This window comes from Megasphaera sp. AM44-1BH, assembly GCF_003467125.1.
Classification (GTDB): Bacteria; Bacillota; Negativicutes; order Veillonellales; family Megasphaeraceae; genus Megasphaera.
Map to the genome: position 1 here is coordinate 1 of NZ_QSFA01000040.1, position 8,970 is coordinate 8,970.

6 protein-coding genes are annotated in these 8,970 nt (G+C 40.0%); 5 read left to right on the plus strand and 1 reads right to left on the minus strand.

What is annotated here, in order from left to right; genetic code table 11:
- The first annotated feature begins 20 nt into the window (after positions 1-20).
- The 3 genes from DW949_RS13265 (at position 21) to DW949_RS13275 (ending at position 4,276) form a co-directional block, all read left to right on the plus strand.
- Complete coding sequence (locus tag DW949_RS13265; protein ID WP_233539606.1) at positions 21-287, plus strand: hypothetical protein; 267 nt, start codon at positions 21-23, stop codon at positions 285-287.
- 270 nt (positions 288-557) lie between these two features.
- Positions 558-2,120 carry a hypothetical protein gene (locus DW949_RS13270; RefSeq protein WP_118023653.1) on the plus strand — a complete coding sequence of 521 codons (1,563 nt, stop codon included), beginning with the start codon at positions 558-560 and terminating at the stop codon, positions 2,118-2,120.
- 329 nt (positions 2,121-2,449) lie between these two features.
- Positions 2,450-4,276 (plus strand): DNA/RNA helicase domain-containing protein, encoded by a 1,827-nt coding sequence (locus tag DW949_RS13275; protein ID WP_118023654.1) that lies wholly within the window; start codon positions 2,450-2,452, stop codon positions 4,274-4,276.
- 69 nt (positions 4,277-4,345) lie between these two features.
- On the opposite strand, the gene DW949_RS13280 is transcribed toward DW949_RS13275, so the two are convergent.
- Positions 4,346-4,861, minus strand: a complete 516-nt coding sequence (locus DW949_RS13280; protein ID WP_118023655.1) for a bacterio-opsin activator — start codon at positions 4,859-4,861, stop codon at positions 4,346-4,348.
- A gap of 509 nt (positions 4,862-5,370) precedes the next feature.
- Between DW949_RS13280 and DW949_RS13285 the strand changes: the two genes are divergently transcribed.
- Both DW949_RS13285 and DW949_RS13290 read left to right on the plus strand, forming a co-directional pair.
- Positions 5,371-8,043: a type I restriction-modification system subunit M gene (locus tag DW949_RS13285; protein WP_118023656.1), complete on the plus strand. Its 2,673-nt coding sequence runs from the start codon at positions 5,371-5,373 to the stop codon at positions 8,041-8,043.
- The coding region (locus DW949_RS13290) for a restriction endonuclease subunit S (RefSeq protein ID WP_147349067.1) at positions 8,037-8,970 on the plus strand (934 nt) is incomplete at its 3' end. The genes DW949_RS13285 and DW949_RS13290, both read left to right, overlap by 7 nt.

Here is an 8,970-nt window from a genome sequence, read left to right on the forward strand (position 1 = left end):
ATCTTGGGAGGTAAATGACTATGAACCGTGAAGAAATCAAGAAAGCCATCGCCAATGCCGTTGTAGACTTTGCCAAGAGAGAAGCCGAAGCAGCTATCAAGTCCATCGACCTGGATGACATCCAGAAACTGGTGGAAGTGCAGATGAAGAACTTCACAGATCCTCTGGAGGCGGAAATCCAGACTACTACCAGCTGGTGGGTCAAAATCCGCAACCGTCTCTACATCACCCTGATGCAGCAGGCAGTCAAAACCATCGTGGCTGATGTAAAACAGAAGATTGCATGAGCAAAGCCGATACGGGACATCAGGAAGGATGTTCTGTATCGGCTTTTTTATGTTATACTAAATATAAATAGTTTTAGACAATAAAAATAAAGAATTTAATAGGGCATGAATAGGTTGTGAACTGTTGCATCTATGAGGAAAAATAGTATGGTTGTTGTTACTGTTGGAGTGGAACTCAATTATCATAACGAGTGTTTTTTGTGTTGAATACTGAAATGTTAGATTTTGCTTAAGATTTAAATGAATTTTTTAGAATTTGGAGGTAATGTGATGGATAATCTTTTTATTGGTAAAATCCCTATTACCCAAAACCGATATTTCAACCCGTTTTCTAACTTACTAGATATGATTCAGTACTATTATGATATGGCGCAACGTAACAATATAGAGGAATTGGATTGTTTTATCGATGTGGAATACTCTGCATATCGCGATTCTTTCCCTAAGTTACAGAATACTGAGGAACTTCAAAATACGATTATTAAGAAAACAAGAGAATGGATGATAGGGCATCCAGATAATGACTGGCTGAATTTTGATGAAACGCGAATGGATCAGCTCTTAGACAATGCGTTCTTTCAGGAATACCGTTTGCAAGCAAGAAAATTTTATCATAAGTATGCTTTCCTTGAACTTTATACTTATAGTAAATTGCAAAGTTTGGCTGTAACTCAGCTACCGCAGATACGTTCGGTAATGGCCTGGTATTTCTTATGTTATAATGACATGATTAAATCCATAATGTCTTTTGGCTTCTTTACGCCTTTGGCGGATATTTATCAAAAATGGGGCTGGCGGTGGTTTACGTACACGATAAAAGAAGACCATTTGGATGCTGTTTTATATATATGGGCTGTTTACGCTATCAGAGCTTGTAAGCACGTTCATAATATTCCTAAAAACACATTAAAAAAAGATTTAATGGATATTTATTCGGAATTTTTGATTTTGCTGACCCGCAGTGATTCCTTACAGCAGAATGAACAATATCTATCGTTCTTGAAGAAAGAAATTCAATGTTTTGATGATGATGAGATTGATTCACTTAAAAATCAAATTCAAAAAACTGAGCATCAAAACTTTAAATTAATGCAGGATAAAAAGACTATTGAGAGAAGTTGTGCGGTGTTAAAACAGGAAATTAAGAAATTGCAGAATGACCAATATCGTACGGATGACGAAAAGGCAAAAGGAATAATCGAACGGATTTATGCAGCTCTTCCTGAAAACAAGGACCAGGCAATTAACGAAGTTAATATTTCAAAGGTTTGGGATAAACTTTCGCCATTAACGCAAAAAAATATAGAAACAGCTTTGAATTTATATCAGTCTCGTCAACGGGCAGATCTTGCGTCATTTCTTTTGATTAGCTGCATAGAAACTGAAATGAAAGGTAATTTTTTTGCTCCGTTTAAGGAAAGTTCTTTATATCGTTCGATACAAGTAAATTTTTGCAATAATAAACGTTATAAACAGGTTCATAATGCATTATATAAAAAGGGAATTTATCCGACAATGGGAGCGATTCCTTTTGTTGGTCGGGCTGTAAATTCTCCTAAAGCCATTGTTGCTAGTGAAGTAATTGCAAAGTTTGCAGAGTTTCTTAGTGATGAGAAAGAAGCATTTTGTAAGATTTGTCGAGCAATTGATACATATCGAATGGGCTTAAATAAACTCAGCATCCTTAATATTCGCAATGGTGTGGCCCATGGCGATCCAACAGTTGAGGAGAAATGCGATCAACAATGTTTCACTGATATTAAGCATTTTTTATATGACCCACCACTACAGATTATGATTTCGATTTTACTGCATTCTAAGAAGAAAAGGTGATTCTGAATTTGAAATTCCTGAAAAGCTAGACTTTTCAAGAGGCGGAGACTGTACTGCATAAAATCCGAACTATCACCAATTGGTGGTTTGTTAGCCTCTATAACCAAACTAATGGAGATGCCGGTAATGCTATTGTAGTTGATGCAAAATAGCAAAATAGAAGATTTTATGAGAAAGACGGTACAGAACTTCGGGAAAGATGTTCTGTACCGTCTTTTTATTTTTCTGTAATCAATAGGGAATGTACAATTTTTATTATTTGTATTATGCTTTTAGTAAGGAAAATAACATAATGACATTCTTTCTTGCGCAAAGAGGAGGTGTAGTGGATGTATTCTTTTTGTACATATTTAGTAGAACAATTTAAACAAATTGATAAATCTGCATGGCTGGAAACCATGAAAGCAGCTCATCAACGATATGAAGCAGAATATCCAGGGCGGACTTTGCATCCAGATCAAATTTTTGCTTGGAATGATTGCTTTGATGTCCTGCAGAGAGTTCTGGCAGCTTTTCCGTATCCGGACTTTTACATCGTCTTTGAATATATGCTCTATCAGGAAAACGGTTGCCGACCAGACGTCTTGCTTGTCAGTAGCGATCAGGTTTTTGTCCTCGAATTTAAACATAAAGATCACGCGACAGATGCGGATATTGCCCAGGCTGATATGTATAGTCGTTTTATGAGCACTTGTCATGTAGAATCGCGGGGAAAGGAAATCATTACTTGCTTAGTATTGACGACGTCGAAATCTAAGGAAGAATATCTCGATGGCTCTATCCATTTTGTCTCTGAAATCGGATTAAAAAAATTATTAAAAACGCGAGTTAAGGCTCCTCAGAAAACGCTTGACATTGAAAAGTGGGAAGCTTCTATTTATGAGCCGGATAAAAGCTCCTTAAGAGCTATGATAGATATGTTCGAAAAAGGTGAGCTACCCCATTTAAAAACGGCAAGAAGCTCAAAAATCCCTGTAGCCGCTGCTTTTTTGAAAAAGGTAACGGCTGTAGCCAAAGCCCAAAAAGAACATTGGCTGTGTATTGTCAGCGGTGTGCCCGGAGCCGGAAAAACGTTGCTAGGGGTACAATACATTTATGAAATGCGTAAGCCAGACAGTCCTTATAAAAATGCCAATGCAGCTTACGTGTCAGGAAATGGGCCTTTGCTCAAAGTATTGCAAGGACAGTTAAAATACCCAACTTTTCTGATGAAGGCACCAGACTTTGTCAAATCGTATAATCAGAAACGCCTTAAAGAGACAGAACTTGTCGTATTTGATGAAGCACAGCGTATGTGGTCTGAAGAACAAATGAAAGAAAAACATCGCGGTGATTTTTCGGAAAATCAACAAATTATCGACATTCTTTCAAGTCCTGATTGGAGTGTCTTAATTGCCCTTATTGGCGAAGGGCAAGAAATTTATAAGGGCGAAGATGGTGGTATCGAAGCTTGGGTAAAAGCTCTACCATCAACTTGGAAAGTGGCTTGCTCACCGAAATACGAAGAAGATTTTAAGCATTGTCAAGCAAAAGAACTGCAGGTCGAACCGAGCTTACATCTCAATGTTTCCATTCGCTCGCAAGGGGCTGAACAGGTCAGCAATTTCGTTAACGCGTTGCTGGATAATAAACTTGAAGAAGCAAAAAAACTTTACCACGAAATCAAGAAAAAACATTTCCGTATGTACGTTACACAAGACTTTAAAGCTATCAAAGACTATTGCCATATTCTCTATGATGGCCGTGATGACAAACGTTACGGGTGCATTACGTCTTCACAAAATCCTAAGGTGAAAAGAGATACTAATATCGCTCGCTGGTTTAATGATTTACCGACAAGCTTGGCCTCATGCTGTCAAATGAAAGTGTCCCAATCAGAATTTGATGTTGAAGGATTGGAACTGGATTTACCCGTTGTTGGCTGGTTTGATGATCTGATGTGGCAAGATGGTAAATGGGTGCCTTATAAAAAAAATTGGTCTGGTCAGATGGAGAAGTGCGTACCCGGTACACCGGATTATCGCTACCGCATCAATACGTACCGCGTTCTTCTCACACGTGGTCGTGATGGCGTACTGATTTATGTACCGAATAAAGAAAACCTTATGCCTGTTTATCAAGTTCTGCGGGATGTGGGCATAGGCGAGTTGCAATAGAACACACAAAAAACGGTATAAGGCATCGGGTTACAATGTTTTATACCGTTTTTCTATGCTTAGAAGGCTCTAGTCGTCAATTAAGTGGCGATACTTTTCCCTGAAGCGCTTCATTTCTTCTGCAAAAGTACGCTGTGGACGACCCAGGAGCTTTGCTACTTTACGGTCTGAGATACCATCTGGATGTTCACTCCAGATGGCGATTAGTTTATCTGCCTCTGAGTCCAGTTCTCGCAGCTTGGCGAAGAGATACTGCAGTAAATTTCGGTCAGAAACTATCTTTTCTGCAATAGCTTTTGTGTCTGCAACATGGTCCAGAAGAGTGCCATTGCTGGAACCATCATTATTGAAAATGGGTTCATCTAATGAGTCGGTTGATGAAATATAGAATTCACAATCCAGACAATGCGCATCACAAAGCCACCATTTTCCTTTAGGGCAATAGCAACGGTTTTGATATTGCATCCGTTTCCGGGCTGTATTGCAGTAGCGGTCATGTGCTTTATAAAATTCACCAGAAACGCTGTACCATTTTTTACTGTTTTTGTCATAAATCTTTTTGTCTTGATTTTCTTTGTTTGTCATCATTTGTCCTCCGTTCGTTCCCGAACCGGAGGAGATGGCAAAATAAAAGAGCGTGACAGGTCGCAACCGGAACGGGAGTAAAAATCTCGTTTCGTTTGAACCTGCCATGCTCGTAGACAGGGGTAGCTATTTAGTTTTAACCACCATGGCCATTCGAGCCACCTGTGTACTTTAGGTGAACGTCTATAGCGGTAGACCTTTTAACGTCTTATCTGGGACATCGTTTTCTTTCTTGGCTATAGTATGCCTCAAAATATCGATCTAAGTAGGGTCATAAAGATGTCCGTTTTTTGAGGCAATAAGAGCATAAAAAATGAGAAAATTTGAGACGAGCTGATAAATGCGCAAAAGACGTACCGGACATGAGTATGTCCGGTACGTTTTTTATAAGCCGAAATATTGAAGGAAAAAGCTTTTGTGATGTATAATAAAATAGTTATATTAGCGCTTGGATTGAATGTCGTGAGAAGACCTTCAATAGCAATTTAAAGTAGTAAGGAGACTCGGAAATGGCGGTTAAGAAGACACAATTATATGCTTCGTTATGGGCGAGCTGTGACAAACTCAGGGGAGGAATGGATTCGTCGGAATATAAGGACTACATTCTGACGCTCCTTTTTATGAAGTACGTCACAGACAAATATAAAAATAAGGGTGCTTACGAAGATATTACGGTCTTCGACAAAGCGCATGATAAAGATCCCGATCCTGAGAAGAGGACTGGCTGCTCTTTTGACGATTTTGTTGCTCTGAAGAATAATAAGAACATCGGCGAAGGTATGGATAAGATTATTGCTCGTCTCGCTGACGAAAACTCCGAACTGAAAGGCGTTATTGATATTGCGCATTTTAATGACGAGAAGAAACTCGGCAGCGGACAAGAAATGGTCGATAAGCTTACGGATCTTATAGCGATCTTTCAGAACCAGGGGCTGAATTTTTCTCAAAATCGCGCAGATGATGACGATATTATCGGTGACGCTTATGAATATCTGATGCGCAAGTTCGCTACCGAAAGTGGAAAGAGCAAAGGCCAGTTCTATACTCCTGCCGAAGTTTCGCGCATTTTGGCAAATGTGGTCGGTATAAGCAAATGTGCAAACCGCGACGCGACTGTATGCGACCCTGCATGTGGCAGCGGGAGCCTATTAATTCGGGCAGTAGACGCCGCACCTATTCCAATCATGGCTTATGGTCAGGAAAAAGAAAGCACCACAGCTGGTCTTGCAAAAATGAACGCTGTCCTGCATCGGAAAGCTGAAATCACTATCAAGAGTGGGAACACATTCTCAAATCCGCAGTATCTCGATAAGAGCGACAACTCCATACTGGAAAGGTTTGATTATATCGTCGCTAATCCTCCATTCTCTATGAAGAACTGGACTGATGGAATTGCAGGCAAGGAATACGGACGATTTGAAGGCTATGGAGATATACCACCAGAGAAGAATGGTGATTATGCATGGCTTATGCATATTTTGAAGACATTAAAGTCAAATGGCAAAGCCGCTGTTATTTTGCCGCATGGTGTTCTTTTCCGTGGAAACGCTGAGGCTACTATACGAAAATCTATCATAAAGAAGCACTGGATCAAAGGAATCATCGGCCTCCCCGCAAATTTGTTCTATGGCACAGGAATTGCTGCGTGCATCCTTGTGATTGATAAGGAAGGCGCAGCGAAGCGTCAAGGCATTTTCATGATTGATGCAAGCCGCGATTATGTAAAGGACGGGAATAAGAACCGCCTTCGTGAACGGGACATCTATAAGATCATTACGACTTTTAACAATCAGATCACGACTGATCCGAAGTACGCCCGATTTGTGCCGAATGACGAAATCGAGGTACAGAACGACTACAACCTGAATCTAACAAGGTATATCGATTCTTCCGATGCAGAAGATATCCAGGATATTTATGCACATCTGCACGGAGGTATTCCAGTTGCGGATATTGACAGCCTTTCAAAATACTGGAGAGTATTCCCATCGCTTAAAACGCAGCTGCTCTCGGCGATTGATGAGAAATATTATCGCTTGAATGTCAAACACGAGAATATCCGGCAAGCAATATACAACAATGAGGAATTCTCAAAATACGGAGACAAGATTGAATCCGCGTTTTTTGCGTGGAAACAAAAAGAATATCCTACACTCGCATCACTTGATGAAAACGTTTCTGCAAAAAATCTCATTGTTGTTACAGCGGAGGATATTATTGTCGAATTTGAACCAATATCCCTGATCGACAAATATGATGTATACCAGGTTTTGCTGGCGTATTGGAATGAAACTATGAACGATGATGTATCTCTGATTATTAGTGATCCGGAAGGATATGGTAATGCGCGTGAAACTGATAACATCGAAGAAGAAATCACGCAGGGGAAAAACAAAGGTAAGATGAAGGTCGTCGGGTGGGAAGGTAGGCTGATTCCCAAGGACTTAATTATCAATGCGTTTTTCCACGAGAAGAAAAAAGCTATAGAAGATATTGAGAACCTTGTAGCGGATACGGAAATTCAGTTGTCAGATCTGATTGAAAATGCAGATGCTGAATCTGCACTTGCTGATGTCTCGGACGACGGGAAAGTAAAAGCGAAAGATCTGCAGGCAAAGATTGAAGAATTGACGCAGCACGTTGTGACGGAGGAAACAATACAGCTCCAGAATCTCTATGATATGCTTCCAATCACAAAGAAACGTCTTTGTGCCTATGCCGAAAAATTTCCACTTTGCAAAAAGGTGTTTAATGAAAAAGGCAATGTCACGAGGAAAGCAATTCTTGATTGGCTGATTATTATTCGCACGGTAGAAAGCGTCCCGGAAAGTCTGAAGGATGACGTGGAGCAGTTGAAAATAGCGCTTGAACTGACAGATAAAATAGCCGAATATAAAAAAACAATGAAAGGCATGCAAGATGCATTGGATAAAGAGTGCCGGGCAAAGTTTGCCGATCTGACGGACGAGGAGATACTCGACCTTCTTATCAATAAGAAGTGGTTCAACAGCATTTACGATGGCATCAGTGACCTTTATGCGGGTATTTCACATAAGCTAACAGAGCGCATCGTAGAGCTGTCTAACCGGTATAAGCATACATTGCCGGAGCTGGAAAAAGATGTGAATGACCTGGAAGCTAGTGTGAGATCTCATCTGGAAAGGATGGGATTTACATGGTGAACGGTTATAAGAAAACAGAGATAGGTGCTGTTCCGAGTGAATGGGACGTTCTTCCATTCGAAGAAATTTTCAGAACATTGTCAAACAACACTTTACCACGTGATCAGCTGAATTATGATAGTGGTTCCATTAAAGATATTCATTATGGAGATATTCTGATACTTTTCCCAGAAGTCCTTGATTGTTCGCGTGATGATATTCCCTATGTAAATAATGATGCATCCATTTCCGGGAAACCATTACGGGATGGAGACATTATTATTTCGGATACCGCTGAAGATGAAACCGTGGGAAAGGCTGTCGAAGTTTCCAATCAAGCAAATACAAATATTGTAGCGGGGTTACATACAATTCCTTGCAGAGTCAAGTATGGAAAATTTGCGTCTGGATGGTTAGGGTATTTCATTAATTCACATTACTATCATGACCAGCTGATTCCATACATTCATGGTACAAAGGTATCTTCGATCACGAGAGAATCGCTTGCTGACACTTATATTGTTGTTCCTCCATATGAGGAACAGGAAAAAATTGTTGCGGCTCTTGCTGATATTAGTAGATTGATCTCAGAATCAGAGAAACTGATAGCAAAATACCAGTCCATAAAACAGTCCTGTTTGCAGCACATGTTTCCGCGAAAAGGACAGACTGAACCTGATATGCGGCTACCCGGTTTTACTGGCGCTTGGGAACAGCGTAAGTTGGGAGATGTATGCAAGCAATTAACAAGAACAATTGATCCTCAGACTAGACCTAATGATATATTTGCCGAATATAGTATGCCTGCGTATGATTCTGGTATGAAACCCAGTATAGTCTATGGACTTACGATGAATAGTACTAGGAAGATTATAGATAAATCTTGTTTGTTAATTAACAAACAGCACTTTACAACTTTTACGCTGCCTCGGAAGTTGACAAAACTAG